Annotated in this window: 24 protein-coding genes; 7 read left to right on the top strand and 17 right to left on the bottom strand. The window is 39.5% G+C overall.

Features of this window, described 5'->3' with window-relative positions:
* Window positions 1-8 precede the first annotated feature (8 nt).
* From ureC to aspA, 6 genes are all read left to right on the top strand, one after another.
* Entirely contained in the window at window positions 9-1,727 is a 1,719-nt protein-coding gene (gene ureC / locus DPV81_RS03380; RefSeq protein WP_111386772.1) for an urease subunit alpha, read from the top strand.
* A 71-nt stretch (window positions 1,728-1,798) separates the two neighbouring features.
* Window positions 1,799-2,356, top strand: coding sequence for an urease accessory protein UreE (ureE, locus tag DPV81_RS03375; RefSeq protein ID WP_111387017.1), 558 nt, complete (start codon window positions 1,799-1,801; stop codon window positions 2,354-2,356).
* On the top strand, window positions 2,341-3,048 hold the full coding sequence (locus tag DPV81_RS03370) for an urease accessory protein UreF (protein ID WP_111386771.1): 708 nt from the start codon (window positions 2,341-2,343) through the stop codon (window positions 3,046-3,048). The genes ureE and DPV81_RS03370 overlap by 16 nt, the downstream gene beginning before the upstream one ends.
* An 83-nt stretch (window positions 3,049-3,131) precedes the next feature.
* A complete protein-coding gene (gene ureG / locus DPV81_RS03365) occupies window positions 3,132-3,767 on the top strand; it encodes an urease accessory protein UreG (protein WP_005629507.1) in 636 nt (211 codons plus the stop codon).
* A 50-nt stretch (window positions 3,768-3,817) separates the two neighbouring features.
* Window positions 3,818-4,630, top strand: a complete 813-nt coding sequence (locus DPV81_RS03360; RefSeq protein WP_111386769.1) for an urease accessory protein UreD — start codon at window positions 3,818-3,820, stop codon at window positions 4,628-4,630.
* Window positions 4,631-4,791: 161 nt separating this feature from the next.
* Window positions 4,792-6,210, top strand: coding sequence for an aspartate ammonia-lyase (gene aspA / locus DPV81_RS03355; protein WP_005696766.1), 1,419 nt, complete (start codon window positions 4,792-4,794; stop codon window positions 6,208-6,210).
* 67 nt (window positions 6,211-6,277) lie between these two features.
* On the opposite strand, the gene DPV81_RS03350 is transcribed toward aspA, so the two are convergent.
* From DPV81_RS03350 to pyrH, 14 genes are all read right to left on the bottom strand, one after another.
* Window positions 6,278-6,877, bottom strand: a complete 600-nt coding sequence (locus tag DPV81_RS03350) for a DJ-1/PfpI family protein (protein ID WP_111386768.1) — start codon at window positions 6,875-6,877, stop codon at window positions 6,278-6,280.
* Window positions 6,878-6,912: 35 nt separating this feature from the next.
* Window positions 6,913-7,515, bottom strand: a complete 603-nt coding sequence (gene rnhB / locus DPV81_RS03345; RefSeq protein ID WP_111386766.1) for a ribonuclease HII — start codon at window positions 7,513-7,515, stop codon at window positions 6,913-6,915.
* On the bottom strand, window positions 7,508-8,677 hold the full coding sequence (gene lpxB / locus DPV81_RS03340; RefSeq protein ID WP_111386764.1) for a lipid-A-disaccharide synthase: 1,170 nt from the start codon (window positions 8,675-8,677) through the stop codon (window positions 7,508-7,510). The genes rnhB and lpxB overlap by 8 nt, the downstream gene beginning before the upstream one ends.
* 95 nt (window positions 8,678-8,772) lie before the next feature.
* Complete coding sequence (lpxA, locus tag DPV81_RS03335) at window positions 8,773-9,561, bottom strand: acyl-ACP--UDP-N-acetylglucosamine O-acyltransferase (RefSeq protein ID WP_111386762.1); 789 nt, start codon at window positions 9,559-9,561, stop codon at window positions 8,773-8,775.
* 23 nt (window positions 9,562-9,584) lie between these two features.
* Window positions 9,585-10,034: a 3-hydroxyacyl-ACP dehydratase FabZ gene (gene fabZ, locus DPV81_RS03330; RefSeq protein ID WP_075875086.1), complete on the bottom strand. Its 450-nt coding sequence runs from the start codon at window positions 10,032-10,034 to the stop codon at window positions 9,585-9,587.
* Between the two features lie 95 nt (window positions 10,035-10,129).
* Window positions 10,130-11,155: a UDP-3-O-(3-hydroxymyristoyl)glucosamine N-acyltransferase gene (lpxD, locus tag DPV81_RS03325; RefSeq protein ID WP_111386761.1), complete on the bottom strand. Its 1,026-nt coding sequence runs from the start codon at window positions 11,153-11,155 to the stop codon at window positions 10,130-10,132.
* 12 nt (window positions 11,156-11,167) lie between these two features.
* The gene (locus DPV81_RS03320; RefSeq protein WP_049373177.1) at window positions 11,168-11,776 is read right to left on the bottom strand and encodes an OmpH/Skp family outer membrane protein; all 609 of its coding nucleotides are present in this window, start codon (window positions 11,774-11,776) and stop codon (window positions 11,168-11,170) included.
* A 103-nt stretch (window positions 11,777-11,879) separates the two neighbouring features.
* Window positions 11,880-14,258: an outer membrane protein assembly factor BamA gene (bamA, locus tag DPV81_RS03315; RefSeq protein WP_111386759.1), complete on the bottom strand. Its 2,379-nt coding sequence runs from the start codon at window positions 14,256-14,258 to the stop codon at window positions 11,880-11,882.
* A gap of 26 nt (window positions 14,259-14,284) precedes the next feature.
* The gene (rseP, locus tag DPV81_RS03310; RefSeq protein ID WP_111386758.1) at window positions 14,285-15,616 is read right to left on the bottom strand and encodes a sigma E protease regulator RseP; all 1,332 of its coding nucleotides are present in this window, start codon (window positions 15,614-15,616) and stop codon (window positions 14,285-14,287) included.
* A gap of 8 nt (window positions 15,617-15,624) precedes the next feature.
* Window positions 15,625-16,491 (bottom strand): phosphatidate cytidylyltransferase, encoded by an 867-nt coding sequence (locus DPV81_RS03305; protein WP_049375726.1) that lies wholly within the window; start codon window positions 16,489-16,491, stop codon window positions 15,625-15,627.
* 11 nt (window positions 16,492-16,502) lie between these two features.
* Complete coding sequence (gene uppS, locus DPV81_RS03300; protein WP_111386756.1) at window positions 16,503-17,222, bottom strand: polyprenyl diphosphate synthase; 720 nt, start codon at window positions 17,220-17,222, stop codon at window positions 16,503-16,505.
* 40 nt (window positions 17,223-17,262) lie between these two features.
* On the bottom strand, window positions 17,263-18,462 hold the full coding sequence (ispC, locus tag DPV81_RS03295; RefSeq protein WP_111386755.1) for a 1-deoxy-D-xylulose-5-phosphate reductoisomerase: 1,200 nt from the start codon (window positions 18,460-18,462) through the stop codon (window positions 17,263-17,265).
* Window positions 18,463-18,551: 89 nt separating this feature from the next.
* Complete coding sequence (gene frr / locus DPV81_RS03290) at window positions 18,552-19,109, bottom strand: ribosome recycling factor (RefSeq protein WP_111386753.1); 558 nt, start codon at window positions 19,107-19,109, stop codon at window positions 18,552-18,554.
* A 124-nt stretch (window positions 19,110-19,233) separates the two neighbouring features.
* Entirely contained in the window at window positions 19,234-19,947 is a 714-nt protein-coding gene (gene pyrH / locus DPV81_RS03285) for a UMP kinase (protein WP_005698626.1), read from the bottom strand.
* A 125-nt stretch (window positions 19,948-20,072) separates the two neighbouring features.
* On the opposite strand from pyrH, the gene DPV81_RS03280 reads away from it, so the two are divergent.
* Window positions 20,073-21,632 (top strand): phosphoethanolamine transferase, encoded by a 1,560-nt coding sequence (locus DPV81_RS03280; protein ID WP_111386752.1) that lies wholly within the window; start codon window positions 20,073-20,075, stop codon window positions 21,630-21,632.
* Window positions 21,633-21,704: 72 nt separating this feature from the next.
* Here the strand turns inward: DPV81_RS03280 and tsf are convergent, their stop codons facing one another.
* The 3 genes from tsf to DPV81_RS03265 all read right to left on the bottom strand — a co-directional run bounded on the left by tsf (window position 21,705) and on the right by DPV81_RS03265 (window position 24,354).
* Complete coding sequence (gene tsf / locus DPV81_RS03275) at window positions 21,705-22,556, bottom strand: translation elongation factor Ts (RefSeq protein ID WP_111386750.1); 852 nt, start codon at window positions 22,554-22,556, stop codon at window positions 21,705-21,707.
* Window positions 22,557-22,688: 132 nt separating this feature from the next.
* Entirely contained in the window at window positions 22,689-23,411 is a 723-nt protein-coding gene (gene rpsB / locus DPV81_RS03270; RefSeq protein ID WP_005698638.1) for a 30S ribosomal protein S2, read from the bottom strand.
* 169 nt (window positions 23,412-23,580) lie between these two features.
* On the bottom strand, window positions 23,581-24,354 hold the full coding sequence (locus DPV81_RS03265; RefSeq protein ID WP_111386748.1) for a class I SAM-dependent methyltransferase: 774 nt from the start codon (window positions 24,352-24,354) through the stop codon (window positions 23,581-23,583).
* Window positions 24,355-24,405: the final 51 nt, after the last annotated feature.

Here is a 24,405-nt window from a genome sequence, read left to right as displayed (position 1 = left end):
AGGGCAAAATGGCATTAACAATTTCAAGAGCACAATATGTAGCAACTTATGGCCCAACCGTTGGCGATAAAGTCCGTTTAGGCGATACCAATTTATGGGCAACCATTGAACAAGATTTATTAACCAAAGGTGATGAGTGTAAATTTGGTGGCGGTAAAAGTGTGCGTGATGGCATGGCGCAAAGTGGCACCGCAACTCGCGACAATCCGAATGTATTGGATTTTGTGATTACCAACGTGATGCTCATTGATGCTAAATTAGGCATTATCAAAGCAGATATTGGTATTCGCGATGGGCGTATTGTCGGCATCGGACAAGCAGGTAACCCTGACACCATGGATAATATCACGCCAAATATGATTATCGGGGCAAGCACAGAAGTACATAACGGTGCTCATTTAATTGCGACAGCTGGCGGTATCGATACCCACATTCACTTTATTTGCCCTCAACAAGCACAGCATGCGATTGAAAGCGGCGTCACCACGCTAATTGGTGGCGGAACAGGCCCTGCTGATGGCACACACGCAACGACTTGTACACCGGGTGCATGGTATATGGAACGTATGTTCCAAGCGGCAGAAGCCTTACCGGTTAACGTCGGATTTTTTGGCAAAGGAAACTGTTCAACCTTAGATCCGCTACGTGAACAAATTGAAGCGGGTGCATTAGGTTTAAAAATCCATGAGGACTGGGGCGCAACCCCTGCAGTAATTGATTCTGCATTAAAAGTGGCAGATGAAATGGATATTCAAGTGGCCATTCACACAGACACGCTAAATGAAAGTGGCTTTTTAGAAGATACCATGAAAGCGATTGATGGACGTGTGATTCACACCTTCCATACGGAAGGAGCTGGTGGCGGTCATGCGCCTGACATCATTAAAGCAGCAATGTATCCAAACGTATTACCTGCTTCAACCAACCCGACTCGTCCGTTTACAAAAAATACCATTGATGAACATTTGGATATGTTGATGGTTTGCCATCACTTAGATAAACGCGTGCCGGAAGACGTAGCTTTTGCCGATAGCCGTATTCGTCCTGAAACTATTGCAGCAGAAGATATTTTGCATGATATGGGCGTTTTCTCGATTATGAGTTCAGACTCTCAAGCGATGGGACGTATTGGCGAAGTTGTTATTCGTACATGGCAAACGGCAAATAAAATGAAAATGCAACGTGGTGAGCTAGGCAGTGAGGGAAACGATAACTTCCGCATTAAACGCTACATTGCGAAATACACTATCAATCCAGCAATTGCACATGGTATTGCGGATCATATTGGTTCGTTAGAAGTGGGCAAAATTGCAGATATCGTGTTATGGAAACCGATGTTCTTTGGCGTAAAACCTGAAGTGGTAATTAAAAAAGGCTTTATTAGCTACGCGAAAATGGGTGACCCAAATGCTTCTATTCCAACACCTCAACCCGTATTCTACCGTCCAATGTACGGTGCACAAGGCTTAGCGACAGCACAAACCGCAGTATTTTTTGTTTCGCAAGCCGCTGAAAAAGCCGATATTCGTGCGAAATTCGGTTTAAACAAAGAAACCATTGCCGTGAAAGGCTGCCGCTGCGTGGGTAAAAAAGATCTCGTTCACAACAATGCAACACCTGAAATCACGGTAGATCCAGAACGCTATGAAGTGCGTGTAGATGGTGAGTTAATTACCTGCGAACCCGTAGATACAGTGCCATTAGGACAACGATATTTCTTGTTCTAATAAAAATTCACGCTATTCAATAATCAAAGAAAGTGCGTGTTATTACACGCACTACTTTTAAATTTATAAATATGAAAATCATTAACCCTATTTTTCCGATTATGGATACCATTTTAGGCGATTTAACTAGCCTTCAAGATGAAGGCAAAATTACCCATCAAACCATTGAACGCGTGGCATTGCAGTGGTATGAGAGTGAGCGCAATATTTTACGCAAAACCACAAATACGGGGCGCGAAGTCGCTTTTCGCCTACTCAAAGAAGGGCAACGTTTAAAACACGATGATGTGGTGTTTATCAGCGATAAATTAGTGATTGCGATTGAAATTTTACCAAGTGAAGTGATTGTGCTATCGCCGAAAACCTTGCCTGAAATGGCTCGGGCTTGTTATGAGATCGGCAATAAACATTCGCCACTCTTTTTAGATGGCAATGAAGTGACATTACCTTACGATAAGCCGATGTTCGAGTGGTTACAAGCGGCGGGATTTCATCCGCAAAAAGCTGAACGCCGTTTAAGCCAAGCGTTAAGAGCAAATTCTGCACAAGGGCACGGACATTCGCATAGTCATTCTCACGATCATCATGGCTATCACCATCATGGAGACGGCAATTGGCACCAACATTAAACCGAAGCCTGGCAGATTTAGGCGCCTTGTTGCACTTGGTTGACCCCACTTTGCCAATCGGGGGCTTTAACCATTCAAATGGTTTAGAAACCTTTGTTCAACAAGGTGTTGTTTCAACGAAACCAAGCTTAGAAGAATATGTGCAAACCCAGCTTTTGCAAAACTGGGTGTATAACGATGGCGCTTATCTTTCGCTCGCATTTGAAGCCATGGCTACCAATGATTTTGAGCGCTTGTGTGAATTAGACCATTCGTTATCTGCGACCAAAATTGCGCGAGAAAGCCGCGAAGGCAGTTTTAAACTCGGCGTTCGGTTATTAAAAATTTTTATCCGCTATGAACAACACCCAATGTTGAGCCAATTTCAGCAAGCGATTCAAAATAAAACCGTGCAAGGCTATTTCCCGATTGTGTTTGCTATGGTGGCGCAGGCTATGGGACTCAGCAAAGCAGATACTCTTTATGCGTTTTACTACAATGCAGCAGTTGGAACCATTACCAATGGCGTAAAACTCATTCCGCTCAGCCAAATGGATGGGCAAGATATTCTGTTTGATTTGCGTAGTGCGCTCTTACAAGCTGTCGAATTAAGCCTAGAACCCGATGAAGAATGCCTAGGTGCAGCAACTCTCGCAAATGACATCCGCTCCATGCAGCACGAAGTGCTTTATACGCGACTTTATATGTCGTAAGAGCGGTCATTTTTTATTGAATTTTTACATATCGCAGAGGTGATAAGAATAAGCCTCTACGATATCAACACAAAAGGAACATTATGCGTAACTACATTAAAATTGGCGTTGCTGGCCCTGTTGGTGCAGGCAAAACCGCATTAATTGAAAAACTAACTCGTGAAATCGCAAGCCGCTACAGCGTGGCAGTAATTACTAACGATATTTATACCCAAGAAGATGCGGAATTTTTAACGAAAAATAGCCTACTTCCGCCAGAGCGAATTATGGGTGTAGAAACAGGTGGCTGTCCACATACGGCAATTCGTGAAGATGCGTCTATGAACTTAGAAGCAGTCGATGAAATGGTCGCTCGTTTCCCCGATGTAGAAATCGTCTTTATTGAATCTGGTGGTGATAACTTATCTGCAACTTTTAGCCCCGATTTAGCGGATGTGACTATTTTCGTGATTGACGTGGCGCAAGGCGAAAAAATTCCGCGTAAAGGTGGGCCAGGCATTACCCGTTCAGATTTATTAGTGATTAACAAAACTGATCTCGCGCCATTCGTTGGTGCTGATTTAAGTGTTATGGAACGCGATGCGCGCCGTATGCGTAACGGTCAGCCGTTTATCTTTACCAACTTAATGAAGAAAGAAAATTTAGATGGTGTAATTGGCTGGATTGAAAAATATGCTTTATTGAAAAATATAGAAGAGCCGAAAGCCTTAGTGAGATAAAGCAATCCCCCTCTTCTTTAGGAGGGGGACTTTTACAAATTTAATCAATTATGAATAGTACGCTCAAACTCTCAACTAAACTTTCTTCAAGCGGTAAAACTCAGCTTGCGGAATATTTTGCTACCCCACCTTTTAAAGTCATGACATTACCTGCTTATGCGGATGCTTGGACGAATGGACTTAATGCCATTCAGATGTCTTCTTCGCCAGGACTCTTATCTGGGGATCGTATTGATATTCAAATAACGCTCGCAGAATCGACCGCACTTTCTTTAAATACACAGGCGTTTACTCGTGTTCAGGCGATGAATGAAGGCGATTTTGCTGAACAAAACACGTTCATTCAGCTTGAAGAGAATAGCCATTTATTTTATTTGCCCCATCCTTTGGTATTACATAAAGATTCTGCATTTAAGCAAAAAACATTCATCAATATGCAACCTAATAGCACCCTGATTTACGGCGAGATTGTAGCTATTGGTCGAGTAGCTAATAATGAACGTTTTGAATTTCGTCAATTTTCGTCTCATCTGAAAATTCAGCTTTTGCAAAATAATGGGCAAGCTAAACCGCTTGTTTTGGATTGTATTCAATGGCTGCCTGCGCAAATGAAATTGACCGCATTAAGCCAAATGGAAGATTTTTCGCATCAAGGATCATTGGTTTATCTCAATTTGCAGAAAACACCAACTGACGTTAAGCAAATCGTTCAAACACTTCAACAGCAAGAAAGAGAAAAATCGCTACTGATTGGTGTTTCCCAATTAAATGAAGGTGGACTTATTGTTAGAGTGCTTGGGCATCGTGCTGAACTCATTCAAAAGCTCTTTGAGAAGATCGGTGAGCAACTAAAATCGGCATAAAATTAATATTGCCAGGTGATTTTCCCCTAAAAAAATTTATGCGAGAAATGAAAATATCTCTTATACGTCTTATTGGAAATGTGATCCATGTCAAATTTATTTTCTATGTAAATTCCTATAATTACCTCAAATTAATTAACAACCAAAAAAAGGTGATTAAAATGACTCAATACAGAAAAGAAGTGGATTTATTAGGTGAACGTGATGTGCCAGCTGATGCATACTGGGGTATCCATACCTTAAGAGCAGTTGAAAACTTCAATATTTCTAATGTAACCATTTCTGATGTACCGGAATTTGTTCGCGGCATGGTAATGGTTAAAAAAGCAACTGCCCTAGCGAATGGTGAATTAGGTGCTATTCCAAGTGATATTGCAAAAGCGATTGTGGCGGCTTGTGATGAAATTCTTACCACGGGGAAATGCTTAGATCAATTCCCATCTGATGTATATCAAGGTGGTGCGGGTACTTCTGTCAATATGAATACCAACGAAGTAGTTGCTAACCTCGCGCTTGAAAAAATTGGTCATAAAAAAGGTGAATATGATGTTATTAACCCAATGGACCACGTGAACGCTAGCCAATCAACCAACGATGCATATCCTACCGGTTTCCGTATTGCGGTATATAACAGCATTTTAAAACTTATCGACAAAATCCAATACTTACATGATGGTTTCGATAATAAAGCAAAAGAATTTGCTAAAATTTTAAAAATGGGTCGTACCCAATTACAAGATGCTGTACCTATGACGGTTGGTCAAGAGTTTAAAGCCTTTGCTGTATTACTTGAAGAAGAAGTACGTAACTTAAAACGCACCGCTGAGTTACTCCTTGAAGTCAACCTTGGTGCAACAGCAATCGGTACTGGTTTAAATACACCAAAAGGTTATACAGAATTAGTAGTAAAACACCTTGCTGAGGTAACTGGATTACCTTGCGTACCTGCTGAAAACTTAATCGAAGCAACATCTGACTGTGGTGCTTATGTCATGGTTCATGGTGCATTAAAACGTACCGCAGTAAAACTCTCTAAAGTATGTAACGACTTACGTTTACTCTCTTCTGGTCCACGTGCAGGTATTAAAGAAATTAACTTACCTGAATTACAAGCAGGTTCTTCTATCATGCCTGCAAAAGTAAACCCAGTTATTCCAGAAGTGGTGAACCAAGTATGCTTTAAAGTAATTGGTAACGATACTACCGTTACTTTCGCATCTGAAGCGGGTCAATTACAATTAAACGTAATGGAACCAGTGATTGGTCAAGCGATGTTTGAATCTATCGACATCTTAACCAATGCTTGCGTGAACTTACGCGATAAATGTGTAGACGGTATTACTGTAAACAAAGAAATTTGTGAAAACTATGTATTCAACTCAATCGGTATCGTGACTTACTTGAATCCATTTATCGGTCACCATAATGGCGACTTAGTGGGTAAAATCTGTGCTCAAACCGGTAAAGGCGTACGTGAAGTTGTATTAGAAAAAGGTTTATTAACAGCAGAACAATTGGATGACATCCTTTCTGTAGAAAACTTAATGAACCCAACCTACAAAGCGAAATTAAATAAATAATCTCACGGAGAGATAAAAAGAGCGGTCAATTTTGACCGCTCTTTTGTTTAATCTAAAACTAAATCTATTATTTATATCCATAGATTTGAGCAAAATTATCTACACTAGGATCTTTTTGCCAATGATATTCGGTGTGGTTAGCAATGTCTTGAGCTAAGTCATTGTCATAATAATCAGCAATAAACCCAAGCGCCATATCCATACCAGCAGATACGCCTGATGAAGTGTAAAACTTATCCTCTTTCACCCATCTTGCAACGTTTTCCCATTTTACAGCTGGGCGACATTGTTTTACCCACTCAAAAGATTTTTTATTAGAAGTCGCTTTTAAACTATCTAATCGCCCCGTACAAGCCAATAATGCTGAACCTGTACAAACACTGAGACAAACCTCTGACTCATCAATCCATTTACCAAGCTGATTAATAAATTGTTCATCGTTTACTAACTGACGAGTTCCCTGTCCACCAACAACCAATAACACACTATGAGGTAATAAATGTTCTAGCTTTTCTGTTTCAATATAAAATCCTTGCTTACTACGAATTAATCCACCAACTTGGGATACATAGTGAAGCTTAACATTAGGGACTCTTGCTAAAAACTCAACAGGCCCCATTAGATCTAACGTTTCATAATCATCAAAGATAAGGCAATAAATATCCATTTTATATTATTCAATCTTAAAATCTTTCAAGTTCACTACTCTTCTATGCCTAGCGCTTTCTTCACAGGTGAAAAACTTCGACGATACTCTGGTAAAGGCCCCAGTTCTGCTAATTTTTCTAAGTGTAATTTGGTCGGATACCCTTTATGTTGAGCAAAAGCATATTCTGGATACTTTTTATCTAATACTTCCATTTCCTGATCGCGTGTGACTTTTGCCAAAATAGAGGCGGCGCTAATTTCAGCCACAAGTGAATCCCCTTTCACTACCGCTTGAGCTGGTAAACCAAGGTTAGACGGAATACGATTGCCATCTACCAATACAAAGTGCGGTTGAATTTCTAAGGCTTTTACGGCTCGTTCCATGGCTAACATAGAGGCATGAAGAATATTCAATTCATCAATCTCGGCTGGCTCTGCTCGTCCCATTGCCCAAGCTAAGGCCTTCTCTTTAATTTCTGCTGCGAGTGCAAGACGTTTTTTCTCGCTGAGTTTTTTAGAATCTGCCAACCCCGCTATCGGGTTATTCGGATCTAAGATCACTGCAGCCGTGACAACTGCCCCCACTAAAGGGCCTCGGCCGACTTCATCCACTCCTGCAACTAATTGATAACCTTCAGGATAAACAAAATCAGTCATGTTTTTGCTCCAATAAATCAATCACAGCTTGAGCGGCTTGAGTGTCCGCATCACATTGAATTAATTTGTGTAATTCAGTAAAACGTTGAATTAAAACACTGCGAGATTTGACCGCACTTTCATCATCGCCCAAATATTGAGAAAGTTGTTCTGCTAATTTCTGCGGTTCGCAATCTTCTTGAATCATTTCTGGCACAAGCATTTCATCTGCTAATAAATTAGGCAAGGAAATATATTTTGTTTTGACTAATCGTTTTGCCAAGAAATAGGTTAACGGTTTCATTCGATATCCCACTACCATTGGCGATTTACACAACATCGCCTCAAGCGCTGCGGTACCCGAAGCAAGTAAAGTTGCCTCAGCTGCGATCATCACTTGACGTGCTTTACCATCAATTAAATGCATATCAAGATCAGGAGCAATCTGAGCCTTTATTTCCTCAAATTGTTGACGACGTTTTTCATTCACCAAAGGAACTAAAAACTGCAAATCTGAATATTTTTCTTTTAATAACAAAGCGGTTTTTAGAAATGGCTCTGTCAGAAACCCAACTTCGCTCCCTCGACTCCCCACTAAAATAGCAAGATAACGTCCTTTTTCATCAATACCTAAGGTCTGGCAAGCTTCCGTTCTATTTGGTTTTAATGGAATCGCATCCGCCATAGTATGGCCAATAAAACGGCAAGGTACATTAAAACGATCGTAAAAGGCTTTTTCAAAAGGAAGAAAAGCCAATACTTGATGAGTTGCTTTGGCAATTTTGTAAATACGATTTTGACGCCAAGCCCATACAGATGGACTCACGTAATGAATGGTCTTAATCCCTTTTTCTTTTAATTTCAGTTCAACGGTAAGATTGAAATCTGGTGCATCAATACCAATAAATACATCAGGTTTAATGTCAGAGAGTTGGTCGATGATACTGCGACGAATTTTTAGCAATCGCGGCAAATGTTTGAGAACTTCTACTAGCCCCATGACAGAGAGCTCTTCCATATCAAAAAAGCTTTCAAAGCCTTGAGCAATCATTCGCTCGCCACCAATCCCGACAAATTTAGCTTGCGGATAGTGGCGTTTTAGCGCTTGAATGAGACCTGCACCAAGAATATCGCCAGAGACCTCGCCGGCAATAATCGCAATAGTCGGATTTTCTTTAATCATTAAATCTATCCTAAAAAACGACCGCACTTTGAACAAATCATAGTGCGGTCTCTTTGTTATTCATCATTTTCTCTTAATGAGAAAAGAAACGTCAATTAACGAATAATGCCACGAGTAGAACGTTTGAAGAACTCCACAAAGAAACTAATTGCAGATTCAGTTTGTGCAATTTGTTCAATTTCAGGCAATACTTCTTCAAGGGTTTTACCACTGCGGTAAATCATTTTATAGACGTTACGAATCGCGTGCATGGTTGGTTTATCAAAGCCACGACGTTTTAATCCTTCAAGGTTAACACCGAAAGGTTGCGCATGGTTACCTTGAGCCATCACATAAGGCGGTACATCTTGACTAACCATAGAACCACCACCTAGCATAACGTGTGCCCCTACAATCACAAATTGGTGAATCGCAGACATACCACCAACAATCACAAAATCGTCTAATTCAACATGACCAGCAAGTGTTGCGTTATTTGCTAAGATACAGTTATTCTTGATTTGGCAATCATGGGCAACATGTACGTTTACCATGAGTAAATTGTTATTACCAATACGTGTTACACCACCACCTTGGATAGTGCCGCGGTGAATCGTCACATGCTCGCGAATACAGTTTCCATTACCAATAATGGTTTTTGTTGCTTCGCCCTTATATTTTAAATCTTGGTTTACTTCACCAATGCTGGCGAATTGATAAATCTGGTTATCTTCACCAATCACGGTATCGCCTTTCACGACAATGTGAGAATTTAAAACAGTACGTGCTTTAATCTCAACGCTCCCTTCAATAATACAGAAAGGACCGATAACAACATCTTCGCCAATAACTGCGCCATCAGCAACAAGCGCGGTCGGGTGAATTTTTGCACTTGGGTGGATCATACTTACCCCTTAATTTTCTTGAATTATCGACGAGCACACATTAATTTGGCTTCACAAGCTACTTCACCGTTTACGGTTGCAATACCCGTGAATGCTGTAATACCACGACGTTCTTTAATCACTTGAACGTTCAATTCCATTTGATCTCCAGGTAATACAGGGCGTTTGAAACGCGCTTCATCAATACCTGCGAAATAGAATAATTCGCCACCTTTTAATTCATGCGTTTTAAATGCAAGTAATCCCATTGCTTGTGCCAAAGCTTCAAGAATTAACACACCTGGTAAAATCGGTTCACTCGGGAAATGGCCTGTAAAGCAAGGTTCGTTTACACTGATATTTTTAATTGCTTTTAACCACTCACCTTCTTTGTAATCCAACACGCGATCCACTAATAAAAATGGATAACGATGTGGCAATAAGGTCATAATTTCTTTTGCTTCAATCACTTTACTTACTTGATTCTCTGACACGTCTAATACCTTTAAAATAAATAATAATAAAACATTGAGATTATACGATATTTCTGTATAAAAATAAAACGCACCCTAAGGTACGTTTTAAAATCTTAGCCAAGTTTTTTCTCTAGGGCTTTCAATCGTTTATTCATACCATCAATTCCCAAGGTAAGTGCGGCTGTTTTTCGCCACTCTTTATTGGTTTGTAGTGGAATGCCCGATGAGTATACGCCAGGCTCAGTAATTGGGCGCATCACCATGCCCATGCCTGTCACAGTGACTTTATCGCAGATTTCCATGTGACCATTAATCACACTTGCTCCGCCAATTAAGCAATAACGACCCACTTTTAAGCTACCCGCCATAATCACACCACCAGCCACCGCTGTACCTGTGCCAATATGAACGTTATGGGCAATTTGGCAAAGATTATCAATAATGACGTTATCTTCAATGACTGTCGCGTCTAAGGCACCACGGTCAATACAAGTACAAGCACCGATTTCGACATTACTACCAATAATCACTTGCCCAACTTGTGGGATTTTCACCCAGCGACCACGATCATTCGCATAGCCAAAGCCATCACTACCAATAACTGCACCTGATTGAATTAAGCAATTTTGCCCAATTTCTACTTCATGATAAACACTTACGTTTGCCCAAAGCTGTGTACCCGCGCCAATTTTTGTGAATTTACCGACAAAACAACCCGCGCCAATAATCACGTTATCGCCTAATACAACACCTTCTTCAATAACGGCATTTGCACCAATTGATACATTTTCACCAATTGAAGCTTTTTCAGAAATAACCGCACTTGGGTGGATATTTTGAGCAGCTTTCGGAGTGGTATCCATATATTGAGCTAATACTGCGTAAGCAACATAAGGATCTTTAACGATAAGTAAATTACTTTCAGGTGAGCAAAATTCCACATCCGCTTCTGACACGACAAGAATACCTGCTTTAGATTCCGCTAATAAAGGACGGAATTTTGCATTAGAAATGAAGGTAAGCTGGTTAGGTTCTGCTTTTGACAGTGCGGCGATATTATTAACGACAACGTCGGCGTTACCACGAAGGGTACCGCCGACTTTTGCTGCTAATTCCTGTAAAGAATAGGATTTTTGCATTATGAGAACCTATTATTTTTTCTCTTCAGTTTTTGCTGGAGCTGCTTTTTCAGTTGCTGGAATAGATTTTAATACTTCTTCAGTAATGTCTTTACCATCTACTGCAAATACTACAGAATTAGCATCTAAAACATAAGTATAACCTTTTGCTTTTGCTAAGTTATTCGTTGCAACTTGAATGCTTTCTAATAATTTACCACGCTCTTCAGTTTGACGTTTTTCGTTTAACTCTTGGAACTCTGCTACTTTTTTATCTTGCTCTTGCATTAATTTATTTAATGCAGCTTCTTCATCTGAACCAAATTTAGTGATTTCTTCTTGGCGTTTTTGAATTTCAGCTTGACGTAAACGAGGTGCATCTTTTTGTAAAGCTGCAACTTTTGCTTCTACTTTTTTACGAGATGCTACGATTTTGTCATCAATTTCTTTCTTACTTGCAGCAAGTTTGTCCGCCATTGGTTTGAATTCTGCATCTAACTTATCTGCTACAGCTTGACGATCTGGGTGGTTTTGGAATAAGTAACCCGCGTTGATGAATGCGATATTTTCATCTGCAGCAGCAAAACCTGATGCAAGTGCAAGACCTAAAGAAAGTGCGGTAACTTTTACTACGTTTTTCATGTTTGAATTTCCTTAAATTAGTTTAGTAAATATTCCTGTGCCAGCTAACTCACTGACACAGAACGAAGATTTTGACTTAAATAGAACGTAAAAGTTCAATTTATTAGAAAGAACCACCAATACTGAATTGGAATTGTTCTACATCATCATTTTCATATTTTTTGATTGGTTTCGCATAAGAGAATACCAATGGTCCAATTGGTGATTGCCATTGGAAAGCAACACCAGTTGAAGCTCGGACTCGACCGGCTTTACTGTAATCAGGTAATGTTGCATAAATCGGAGATGATTTTAAGCCTTCTTTATCTGATTTCCATTTTGTATTCCAAACGCTCGCTGCATCAACGAAAAGTGAGGTTCTTACGCTATTTTGGCTTTTATCTCCCACAAATGGGGTTGGAACAATAAGTTCGACACTTGCTGTAGCCATCGCGTTACCACCAACGACATCAGTACTTTGATACCATTGGCCATATTTGTCTTGATAAATCGCATTAGGGCCTACCGCACCGTAAGCAAAGCCACGTAATGAACCGATACCACCAGCCGTATAAAGTTGATAGAACGGTACACGTTTGCCACCTAAGCCATTTGCATAAGAAGCGGTTGCTTTTCCAGATAATACCCAACGATGATCACGATCTAATGGGTAGAAACCTTGAAGCTCAGCGCTTAATTTATAATATTTATTATCAGATCCTGGAATGGTGACACGACCACCTAAACTTGCTTTTACCCCTTTAGTTGGGAAATAGCCACGGTTTAGACTGTTGTAGTTCCAACCAAATGAGAAATCAAAATCATTAGTTTTGATTGAGTTTCCAGTTAAATTCATTGACTTCATATATAAATCACGATTGTATTCATACGCGAAGTTACTAATTTTATTATAAGTATAACCTAATCCCACATAATATGAGTTGTTCTCATTAACAGGGAATCCTAATGTGACATTACCACCGTAAGTTGTACGTTTATAGGTTGATGAAGTATCACTTTTCGAGTTATCGTAAGTTTCATAGAATACGTTTCCACCTAAACTTACCCCATCTTTAGTAAAGTATGGTTCTGTATAACCCAAGTTTACACTTGTACCATAGTCATTACGTGTACCGGCTAAACTTACCGCTGCACCTGTTCCCAAGAAGTTGTCTTGTTTCACGCTTGCTTGATAGCTGATACCACTCTCTGTACCATAACCGATACCAAAGTTAATACTACCGGTATTACGTTCTCTTACTTTATATACAACATCGACTTCATCATTAGAACCTTGAATTGGTTCAACACGATTCTCTACACTCTCAAAGAAACCCGTTCTATCTAAACGCACCTTACCTAATTCAACTAATTGAGAATTATACCAAGTCCCTTCTTGCTGACGCATTTCTTGACGTAATGTACTATCAGCAGAAACCGTATTACCTTCAAAACGAACTTGACGTACAGATAAACGACGTCCCGCATCAACAACAAAGGTTAATGCTAATGTTTTATTCGCATCATCAAAAGTTGGCACGGTATTCACTGTTGCACTACCGTAACCACGTTCACCTAATTTATCTTTAATTAAGCTTTCAACATTTTGCACATCCGCACGACTGAATGTATCGTTTAAGTGAAGTTCACCTAATAATGGTTGTAATTCATCAGCCATACCACCTAAGTTACCAACAATACGCGCAGAACTTAAGTTATATTTTTCACCTTCACTTACATCAATAGTGACATCAGCCTTTGTATGCTCTTCATTTAACTGAACATCTGTTTTGGTCACTCTTGCTTTAGCATAACCATTATTTTGGTAGTAGTCTTGGATAGCTTGAATATCTTTGTCAAACTGGGAACCATCAAACTTATTACCCCAAAGTTTCCACCAAGAATCTGGTTGAAGCTCCATTTGTTCTTGTAACTTACTGCTAGAAATCGCTTCATTTCCATTAAAAGTTACTGAACGAAGTTTTGCTGTATCATCTTCATCAATTTGAAGCGTAATTTCTGCACGGTTATTTGGTAAAGTTGTCACGATCGGATCAACTTTCGCATTATAACGACCTACACTCTTATAATGTTCTCTTAAGGTTTTCGCAAACTCTTCTAATTTCGCACGATTTAAGACATCACCACTTTTGAAACCATTTGCATCAAGGTTTTGTTTTAATGCTTCTGTTGGAATAACTGAATTACCTTTAATATTCACTTCAGAAATGATTGGTTTCGCAATAACGCTCACAACTAATGCATCGCCATCCTGGAAAGCTTTAACATCATCAAACTGTCCACTTACGAATAATGAACGTACAATATTGGCTACATCTTTATCCGTTACACGCTGACCGCTACGAACAGGAAGACTGGCTAGAATTTGTTGTTCTAAGTCTCCTTGAGCACCGTCAACACGAATGTCTTTTGCTACAAATGGTGCCGCAAATACACTCGTTGTAGTACCGAATAATAAACTTGCGATTAGAAGTTTTTTCATCGACTTTATCCTATAAAAAACAATAGTTATAAACGTAAGAAATCATTAAAAAGCACAAAAATTGTTTGAATTAACAAGATTGTAAGCCCTATACGATAACTTAAATTTTGTACCCGTTCTGAAACAGGTTTTCCTTTGATAGCTTCCGCCGCCAAAAATACGAGATGTCCACCATCTAAAACTGGCAACGGAAATAAATTCATTATGCCTAAATTAACACTAATTAACGCGAGAAAACTTAAGAAATAAATCACGCCAGCGTTAGAAGATGCACCTGCACCTTGAGCAATTGAAATTGGCCCAGCTAAACTGGAAAATGAAAGCTCACCACTAAACAATTTCCCGATTGCCTTCACAATAAACCAAGAAATTTGGCCTGTCTTTTCCACACCTTTTTGTAGAGCATCAAGAATACCATATTTTAATTCAGTTCGATACTGTTCGCCAACTTTTAAGAACGTCGGACTTAACCCAACAAACCATTTACCATCTCGATTCTTCTCTGGTTGCAAGGTTTTGTCAAAAATCTCGTGATTACGTTCGACCTTGATTGTAAAAGGTTGACCTTGTTGTACCAATGCAACAAAAGCTTTCCAATCAAGTGCGGTCGAATTTTCTGCTAAAATTTTATCCCCAATCAATAAGCCTGCTTTTTCAGCTGGTGAGTTTTCCACCACTTTTGATAATGTCATCTCCACTTTACTTGAAACGGGATTGATCCCTAATGTTTCAAATGCTGTTTCTTTATCTGGTTCAAATGTCCAATTTTGCAGATTAATGGTTCGTTGATAAGGTTGGTCTTCACCAAAAGGTGTTAATGTGAGTTCAACAGAATCAGAACCTAACTTATCAGTGAGCAATAAATTAATGGTTTCCCAATCGGAGGTATTCTTCCCATCAATTGCCAAAATCTGGGTATTCGGTTCAATTTGAGCTATCGCAGCCGGTGAATTTGACGTGACGTTTTCAATAACCGGTTTAACACTCGGAATCCCTACAGAATAAATCACCCAATATGCTAAAATCGCAAAAATAAAATTAGCAAGCGGGCCTGCAGCAATGACAAAAGCACGTTGAGCGACAGATTTACTTTCAAATGCCTGCAATTTTAATTCTGCTGGAACTTCTTCATTTCGCCCATCAAGCATTTTGACATAACCGCCAAGTGGGATGGCCGAAATAGCAAATTCAGTGCCCAATTTATCTGTGCGTCGCCAAATCACTTTACCAAAGCCAATCGAAAAACGATGAACTTTAATACCGCACTTTCTTGCTGCCCAAAAGTGGCCGTATTCGTGTACGGCAACTAGCACAGCAATTGCAACAATAAATGAGCCAAGCGACCACAAAAACGACATGTTCTATCCTATAACACAAAGAAATAGAAGTATGTGAAGAATGGTACTGCTGCCGTTAAGCTATCAATACGATCTAAAATACCGCCATGACCTGGAATTAATTGACTACTGTCTTTAATGCCTGATTCACGTTTAAACATACTTTCTGCTAAGTCACCTAATACAGAAATAGCCACTGTTGCTACAGAAAGCACAACAAAACCACTCATTGCACGGCTACCTAATAAGGTTTCACCTGAGAAATGGATAAATACAAATGCCAATACCGCCGCGGTAATCATGCCTCCAAATACGCCTTGCCATGTTTTCCCAGGTGATACTTTCGGTGCAAGTTTGTGCTTACCAAAGGCTCGTCCGGCAAAATATGCACCAGAATCAGCGGCCCATACCAATACAAACACATAAAGCAATAAGAATAAACCATGATGTGGATCTGCTGTATAATTATCTAAGCGTAAACGTAAGACTGCTGCCACAAAAGGAATCAACGTAGAAAAAGCAAACAGGAGTTGTAAAGGAATATTTTTCCCCCAAAACTTCGCTGAGCTTGGATAAGTCACCACTAATACTAATGCAAGTGCCCACCAACCGACAGAGTTTAGCAATAACAACGGTAAGTAGTTTTCAAACACTCGGCCAGCATCTAAATAATTACCTTCGTTATAAAGCCAAAGGAAGATAAATGCGCCTAAAAATGCCGCGATGCAAAGGCGTGCTAAAGGATTTTTAAAACGAGCAAATTGAGCCCACTCCCAAATACCAAGGGTCGCCACAAAGCCTAGGGTTAGGGCAAAATAAAATGGGGTAAATAAGAACAAGGCACATAATACCAAAGCAATCAGCACAATGGCTGATAATACACGTTCTTTAAGCATAGGTTCTCCGCTTATTCTGTCCCGCCAAAACGGCGATGACGTTGTTGATAGCAGGCAATTGCCTGATTAAAATCTTTTTCACTAAAATCCGGCCAAAGCACATCTAAAAAACACAATTCCGCATATGCAATTTGCCAGAGCAAGAAATTACTAATGCGTTGCTCACCGCTTGTGCGAATTAGTAAATCGACAGGCGGTTCATCTTGTGTCACTAAATGTTGCTGAAAAAGTGATTCATTAATATCACTCACCGAAATCTCATTATTTTTTACTTTTTCAGCTAATTGTTGAGTCGCTTGAACAATATCCCAACAACCACCGTAATTAGCCGCAATATTTAAAGTCAGTGCGGTATTATTTTCCGTTAAATTTTCTGCTTTTGCGATCTTCTCTTGCAATTTTTCACTAAAACGAGAAACATCACCGATAATCTTTAAACGAATATTATTTTTATGTAATTTTTTGACTTCTCGATCAAGCGCTTGCATAAAGAGCGTCATTAAAGCGCTTACTTCTTGCTCGGGACGATTCCAGTTTTCACTGCTAAACGCATATAATGTCAAAAATTTAATGCCAGTTTGTCGTGCATAACTCACCGCACGACGCACGGCTGCCACACCGTTTGTATGTCCAAAAATACGCAGCTTATTTTGTTGTTTCGCCCAACGTCCATTGCCATCCATAATAATAGCAACATGTTTGGGAATGTTATTGTTATCAAGTTCTTTCATTCTAAAATATTCGGATTTTATGACCGCACTTTTGCGTATTCTACATCAACTTTTTAATCAGCGAATCGGCTAATTCTCGGGCTTGCTTATCTACGGCCAATACATCATCAATGCTTGAAATAATAGAAGATGGCATTTGTTCAACCGATGCTTGGTTAATTTTCGCAATATCCGTAAATTTAATATATCCATCTAAAAAGGCTTGTACTGCAATTTCGTTTGCTGCATTCATTGCGGTTGTCGCATACTGCCCTTCTGAAAACGCATCGATCGCTAATTTTAAATTTGGATAACGATTAAAATCAGGTTCGATAAATGTCAATTCTTTGATTTTAAAGAAGTCTAATGGTTCCACACCACTGACTGTACGATTTGGATAAGCCATGGTTTCCGCAATAGGCGTACGCATATCCGGGTTCCCCATTTGAGCGATGACCGAACCATCTACATAACGCACCATTGAATGAATAATAGATTGAGGATGAATAATCACTTCCATTTCATCAGCCGATGCATTAAAAAGCCAACGTGCCTCAATGTACTCTAAACCTTTATTCATCATTGTGGCAGAATCCACAGAGATTTTTTTGCCCATTGACCAGTTTGGATGAGCAACGGCTTGTTCTGGCGTAATATGCTCAAACTCGCTTAATGGCGTATAACGGAAAGGCCCACCAGAGCCAGTTAAGACAATTTTACTGACACCCAATTCTTTCAAAGGACAAAATCCAACCTTTTCTTGTGCTTCAGGTGGTAAGGATTGAAAAATCGCGTTATGCTCACTATCAACAGGCAATAATTTTGCTTTTGACTGCTTCACAGCATCAATAAAGATCTGACCACAAGTCACCAACGATTCTTTATTCGCAAGCAAGACTTTTTTACTTGCTTTTACTGCCGAAAGAGTCGGTAGTAATCCAGCGGCCCCAACAATGGCTGCCATAACTTGATCGGCATCTGGATGTGCTGCCAACTCACAAATAGCTTTCTGCCCAGCTAAGACTTCCGTTTTAATATGGTGTGAGGCTAATTTTTCTCGCAATACCTTTGCTGCATTTTCATCATCTAATGCAGCAAAGTGCGGTTGAAATTTCACGCATTGTTCAAACATTGTCTCAACATTTTTGCCCCCTACTAACGCAAAGGCATGGTATTTGTCAGGATTATGTTCGATAACAGAAAGGGTGCTATGACCAATAGAACCGGTTGATCCTAAAATAACAAGATTTTGTTTTTGCATAAAATTTCGACCGCACTTTGTGCTTTTATTTTTTTATCAGAATAGAACAAGGGCAGACACTTGGTCTGCCCCAAAACATGGTTCGACAATTAGAAATCCATTAATTCTTTTTCTTTATCTGCTAAGATCTCATCCACTTTTTTGATATAGCTATCAGTCACTCTTTGAATGATTTCTTCCGCTTTATGTTGATCGTTTTCGCTGATTTCTTTGTCTTTTAATAATGCTTTGATTTTATCATTTGCATCACGACGTACGTTACGAATCGCAACTTTACCTTGTTCACCCTCGCTTTTTACGATTTTGATTAAATCACGACGGCGTTCTTCAGTTAATGGAGGAAGAGGCACGCGAATTGTTGTACCTGCTGAAGATGGGTTTAAACCTAAATCAGACGTTAAAATTGCTTTTTCTACTGCACTGATTAAAGAACGGTCAAATACTGTTACCGCTAAAGTACGTGCATCTTCTGCAACAACGTTAGCTAATTGACGAAGTGGTGTCGCTGCACCATAGTATTCCACTTGGATCGCATCTAATAAGCTTGGTTGTGCACGGCCTGTACGGATTTTTGCAATATGCCCACGCAACGCTTCGAGGCTTTTTTCCATGCGAGCTTCAGCATCTTGTTTGATTTCATTAATCATTCATCTGTCCTTTTTAATAAATAAAGATAAAACGCAGTGATTTTACTGGATTTTTAGGGAGTTTTGAATAAATTTATTCATAAAAAAAGCGAGATAGTCTCTCGCCATTTTATTCTTTAAAAAATTAACTAATCGTTGTGCCTTCTTCTGTACCAAGTACCACTTTACGTAACGCACCTGGTTTACACATATTAAATACACGAATTGGCATACCATGGTCACGCGCAAGTGTGAACGCTGCTAAATCCATTACTTGTAATTCTTTATCAATCACTTCTGCATAAGATAATTTATGGTATAGCTTAGCATTAGGATTTTTTGCAGGGTCGCAATCATACACGCCATCAACTTTGGTCGCTTTTAACACGATATCCGCTTCAATTTCAATACCACGTAAGCATGCAGCAGAATCTGTAGTAAAGAACGGGCTACCTGTACCGGCTGAGAAAATGACTACACGTTTTTCACGCAACATTTTGATGGCTTCAGACCAGTTATAGGTATCGCAAATACCATTTAATTGGAATGCAGACATTAATTTTGCATTCACATCTGCACGGTGAAGCGCATCACGCATTGCCAAGCCATTCATCACGGTTGCAAGCATCCCCATATGGTCGCCCACCACGCGATTCATACCGGCTTTAGCTAATTTTGCGCCACGGAATAAGTTACCACCGCCGAGCACAACACCAACTTCCACGCCCATTTCAATTAATTCTTTAATCTCTAACGCCATACGATCAAGGATTGAAGGATCGATACCGAAGCCCTCGTCTCCTTGTAATGCTTCACCACTTAATTTCAATAAAATACGTTTGTAAATTGGTTGGCTCATTTGTCTTTTCCTTTGTCGGTTACAAAATTTGGCTTATTCTAGCAAAAGAGCGAAAAAGTTAAAAATGGAAATTGGTCAGAAAAGTGCGATAAAATATCGCCGTTTTGATTTTATAGGTAAACTTTATGAAGATTTCAAAAACCTCACAAATTTTAACCGCACTTTTTTCTTTGGCTTGCGCCATTGCTGCGGGTTATTTAATTTTACGAGGTTCAGGGATGTTTCCTGAGCCATCTATTAGTCTGATTTTACTCGCGGCTATTTTCATTATTTTATTAAGTAGTAGCCGAAAATCTTTCTATTTTATTTTATTACCCTTAGTTTGCTTACACGCGATTTATACGCCGACAGGCTTAAATTTTGGTGCGCCAAGCTACCAATATATTGCATCGGTTCTCGCGACAGATATGTTAGAGACCAAAGAGTTTCTCATGCAAATCCCTGTGAGCAGCTATTTAGCCGCATTGGCTATTCCAGTTTTAGTCTTTTTACATTACAAAAGTGCGGTCAAATTTGGGGTGAAATTTTATCGTAATAAAACATTCATTGCCCTCGCTACTCTGTTGATTGGTTACAACTTACCGATTGCTGCGCCATTAAAAGAAACGATAGATTCGAGTGTACAAATTGTTAATGAATGGCAAAAATTGAAAAAAATGTCACAGGAAAGCAGCTGGGGACAATCCACATTAGAAAATTCTAAATACCAAGATTATGTGATTATTTTGGGTGAAAGTGCGAGAAAAGATTACTTGCATGCGTATGGATACCCCGTCAATGACACACCATTTATGTCATCTGCAAATGGTACACTGATTGATGGCATGACATCCGCCGGAACCAACACTGTCGCCTCATTGCGCTTAATGTTAACGTTACCTGATAAAGAAAAATGGGAACCAAACTATGATTTAAGCTTAGTGGATCTCATTAAGTCTGCAGGTCTGAAAACCTACTGGCTGTCTAATCAAGGTTTCTTAGGTGAATATGACACGCCTGTCGCCTCGCTTGCCTCAAAATCTGATGAAACCATTTTCTTGAAAAAAGGCGGGAGCTTTAATTCTACAAACTACAGCGATTTTGATTTAATCCCTAAATTTGCCCAAGTTTTAGAAGATCCAACGCAAGGTAAACGCTTTATTGTATTACACATTTATGGCTCACATCCGCTTGCTTGCGATCGCGTTGAAGATTACCCGAAAATTTTCAATGACAATGATATTGAGAAAAAGAACGAATACTTAAATTGCTATATTACATCCATTAAGAAAACCGATGATTTTATTAAGAAAGTGTATGAAACGCTCAAAGAAAACGAGCAAAAAACACACCGCACTTTCTCGATGATTTATTTTTCAGATCATGGTTTATGTCATCAGGAAGATGATAAACATGGCGTCACCTTGTTTAACCAAAACTGTCATAGCCAATTACATCATAATATTCCGCTCTTTAAAATTTCATCTGATGATACAGCACGTAAAGAATACAAAGCCTTTAAATCTGGTCTGAATTTCTTAGAAGGTATTGCTAATTGGATAGGGATCAAAAATCCGAAGCTCACATTAGAAGAAGATTTATTCTCTGAGCAAGCTGACAAAGATGATTATGGACTGAAAAAACTGATTGAAGAAAAATATCGTCAAGATGCAGACCCTGCCATCGATATTCGTCCAAAGAAATAGAAAATCTCAAATTTCAGACAACAAAAAAGCCGATATTCAATATCGGCTTTTTTTATATCTCAATGGAGAAAATTAAGCGTTACCGCCAGTGATTTTTGCAACTTCAGCTGCGAAATCTTCTTCTTTTTTCTCGATACCTTCACCTACTTCTAAACGGATGAAGCTAGACACTGAAGTGTTTACTGATTTTAAGAAGTCACCTACAGATACAGAAGGATCCATGACGAATGGTTGACCTGTTAATGAAACTTCACCAGTGAATTTCTTCATACGGCCTTCAACCATTTTTTCTGCGATTTCTTTTGGTTTGCCAGAGTTAACTGCGATATCAATTTGGATTTGACGCTCGTGTTCAACTACTTCTGCAGGTACATCTTCTGGGTTCACGAATTCTGGTTTAGATGCCGCTACGTGCATTGCCACTTTTTTAAGTTCATCAGCTGAACCTTGACCCGCAACTAACACACCGATTTTAGCACCGTGTAAGTATTGAGCAATAACTTGACCCTCTAAGTAAGCAACACGACGGATGTTCATGTTCTCACCGATTTTAGCCACTAATGCAGCACGTTTTTCTTCAAATTGTGCTTGTAACGCTTCGATAGTGGTACCTTTGTGCGCTGCTGCGAAATCAGCTACTTCGTTTGCTAAACCTAAGAAGCCAGCATCTTTTGCTACGAAGTCAGTTTCACAGTTCATTTCAACTAATACACCGAAACCATTTTCTACACGAGCAAGGATAACACCTTCAGCTGCAACACGGCCTGCTTTTTTAGCTGCTTTAGCTTGACCAGATTTACGCATGTTGTCGATTGCTAACTCGATATCACCGTTTGCTTCAACTAATGCTTTTTTACATTCCATCATACCGGCACCGGTACGTTCACGAAGTTCTTTTACTAATGATGCTGTGATTTCAGCCATTTTAAAAATCCTCTGTCGAAAGTACGATTTATTTTGACCGCACTTTTAGATAAAAATATAGGGGCTAAATTTAGCCCCTATGCCAATTAATCGTTTGATTATTAAGGGCTTCGCCTTACTGCAAAACTTAAATTATTCTGCGTCAGCTGCTAATTCTTCAGCAACTTGAGCTTCGTTACCACGACCTTCTTTAACCGCTGCTGCAGCTGCAGAAACGTAAAGTTGGATAGCACGAGTCGCATCATCGTTACCTGGGATAACGAAATCTACGCCAGCTGGAGTTGAGTTAGTATCAACAATAGCAAACACAGGAATACCTAGGTTGTTTGCTTCTTTAACAGCGATATGTTCGTGGTCTGCACCGATAACGAATAACGCATCTGGTAAGCCGCCCATATCTTTGATACCGCCAAGGCTTAATTCAAGTTTTTCCATCTCACGGGTACGCATTAACGCTTCTTTTTTGGTTAATTTGTCAAAAGTACCGTCTTGAGATTGAGTTTCTAAATCTTTTAAACGTTTAATTGATTGACGAACGGTTTTCCAGTTAGTCAACATACCACCTAACCAACGGTGGTTTACATAATATTGTTGACAGTCTAATGCTGCAGCTTGTACTGCTTCTTGAGCCGCGCGTTTAGTACCAACGAATAATACTTTACCGTTGTTGCTAGCAATACGGGTTAATTCCGCTAAAGCTTCGTTGAATAAAGGTAAAGTTTTTTCTAAGTTGATGATATGAACACCGTTACGAGCACCAAAAATGAAAGGTTTCATTTGTGGATTCCAGTAACGAGTTTGGTGTCCGAAGTGTACGCCCGCGTTGATCATGTCGCGCATTGAAACTTGTGCCATAATATTTTCCTTTTGTTGGGGTTGAGCCTCCACATATCAGCTAATCGACCGTTTGGCACCCCGATTAAGCCTTAATGATATGTGTGTGTTGTTAATAATTAAAAACGCTGCTTTTGAAACCCAAAAACAGCGGTGCGATTTATACCATAAAGTGCGGTCAAAAACCAGTTTATTTTGTCAAATTTATTACTTTTCTTGCTTTAATAAACAATAAAGGGGGACGATGCCGCAAATCTTTAAATTCATCATGCCATTGTGGCTGGTCGGCTAACATGGGTTCAGCCATTTGTTCAATTTGAAAACCTGCAGCAATTAAATCATTAATAATCGTTGCCGTCGTGCGGTGATAGGTTTTAAAAGATTGTTGAAACCAATTCCGCTCTCTCAATCCTTCATCACGGTAATGATTTAAACGATAAGCGACTTGCTGTTTTTTCTCATTTTTTTCCCAGCGCTCCCCTTCTTTATGGCAAGTGGTAATCGGATGCTCCTGGGAAAAAACTAATGTACCATTAGGCTTAAGTTTGTTGGCAATAGAAGCTAATAAAGCAGGAAAATCTTCAATATAGTGAAAAGCAAAAGAGCTGGTAATGACATCAAAATCACTTTCTGGTAATTCTGACAATTTTTCCATCGGTAACTGATATAACGAAAAACGCCCTGAAAACTGACCGCACTTTTGTAGCTCTTTTTTGGCTTGCTCAAGCATCTTAGCAGAAAGATCGGTTCCCACTACGCTCGCCACATTGCGTTCTAAATAAAGCTGCAAATGTCCACCCGTTCCACAACCTAGATCGAGCAATTTTTTCCCTTGTAAATCGGGTAAGAGGGAAAGCATCGTCGGCTTTTCTACGATTTCATTGAGACTGATTGGGTTAGATCGAAGTTTTTGATAAAGCGCAAAGAAGTTTTCTTTATCGTAAACACTCGTTTTGTTACTCATCTCGTTTCCTATGTAAAATTAAAAAGGGCGTATTTGATACGCCCCTACTAT

Origin of the sequence: Haemophilus parainfluenzae, from assembly GCF_003252795.1 — a bacterium.
In the GTDB taxonomy this organism is placed as follows: Bacteria; Pseudomonadota; Gammaproteobacteria; order Enterobacterales; family Pasteurellaceae; genus Haemophilus_D; species Haemophilus_D parainfluenzae_K.
This window is presented reverse-complemented; position numbering and strand designations above follow the sequence as displayed.